The sequence below is a fragment of the Campylobacter showae CC57C genome (assembly GCF_000344295.2).
Lineage (GTDB): Bacteria > Campylobacterota > Campylobacteria > Campylobacterales > Campylobacteraceae > Campylobacter_A > Campylobacter_A showae_B.
The window spans coordinates 1-1478 of record NZ_AOTD01000162.1 but is presented as its reverse complement, the minus strand read 5'-3'; the positions used below and the strand labels follow the sequence as shown (position 1 = coordinate 1478).

Sequence of the window (1478 nt, the reverse complement as noted above, 5' to 3'; positions counted from 1 at the left end):
TTCAAAGACGCTCAGAAGACGCCGCAAATTAGCCTATATTCTCTCCGGCTATCATACCAAACGTTAAGCAGTCTGCGATCGCCACGCTACCTAAGCGGCTAGCTCCGTGTACGCCGCCGGTGATCTCGCCTGCTGCAAATAGTCTTGGGATAGGCATCTCTGTTTGCAATGAGATGACCTGGGCTTTGGTATTGATGTCGATACCGCCCATCGTGTGGTGAAGTTTTGGCGTACCGCGCATAGCGTAGAAAGGTGCTTTCGAGATATCTACGCCGTTTGTAGTGGTTTTATCCATTGGTTTGCCAAAGTCTTCGTCTTTACCGTTTTTAACGAAGCTATTATATCTCTCGACGGTCTTTTTAAGCTCTGCAGCAGGGATTTTATAAAATGCCGCAAGCTCGTCTAGAGTTTCAAATTTCTTTAGTACGCCAGATTCTAGCGGTTTAGTGTAGTGCTCAGGTATGACCATATTTTTTACGCCATCACTATCGCAGAAGTTGATCGGATAGATATCGGCTTTTGCGTCTATTACTTTAAACATAGCTTGAGAGCGGGTGCGGCGGTCTGCTAGCTCGTTCATATAGCGTTTGCCTGTTCTTGGATCGACTGAAATTCCATAGCGGAAGCTTCCGTTTACGTTAAACATAGAGCCAACGCCAAAGCCTTTTTCATCAGGGCATGCCCATGGACCGAATTGTATCCAGCTTAGCTGCACTGGAGTTGCGCCGATCCTAAATGCCTCTTTCATAGCGCCTGCTGTTGCGCCTGGGTGGTTGGTGCTATCCGTAGTAGGCAAGATAGACGGGTCTTGAACCTGTCTAAAGAATACGTCGCGGCAAAATCCTCCTGCAGCTAGCACTACGCCTTTTTTAGCTTTTATAGTCTTTTTAGTTCCGGTAGTGTTTTCGGCGTCGTCTTTTTGGCTCTTTGGATCAAATTTATAATCCTCTCTGATGATCACGCCGTCTACGCCGCCGTCTTCGCCTAGGACGAATTCGTCAAATTTAGCTCTTTGTCTTAGCTCGCAGCCTTGTAGGTTTTTGAAGTATTCTACCATCGGCTGAACGATACCTGAGCCTGAGCCGTTAGCGGTTTGAAGCGATCTAGGTACGCTGTGTCCGCCTGCATGAGTAACTTTATCTATGTATTTAGCGCCGCATTTTAGAGTTAGTTTATATGCATCCTGCGCGCGAGTAGCGATGGTGTCGATGAGATCTACGTGGTTTAGGCCGCGGCCTGCTTTTAGGCAGTCTTTGATAAATAGCTCGTTGCTATCTTTGATGCCTTCTGCTTTTTGTTTGTCGCTGTTTGGAACGGCAAATATTCCGCCGTTGATTACGGAGTTACCGCCGACGCGTCCCATCTTTTCTAGGATTAGGACTTTGTTGCCCTTTTCGGCTGCGGTGATACCGGCTGCTAGTCCTGCAAAACCGGAACCAACGATGACTACGTCCCACTCTTCGTCAAATTTGACGTCT

General features: G+C 47.6%; 1 protein-coding gene. It reads right to left on the bottom strand.

Annotated elements, in window-relative coordinates; genetic code table 11:
* Window positions 1-28: 28 nt before the first annotated feature.
* On the bottom strand, window positions 29-1478 hold a 1450-nt coding region (locus H740_RS06190), incomplete at its 5' end, for a flavocytochrome c (RefSeq protein ID WP_002952457.1).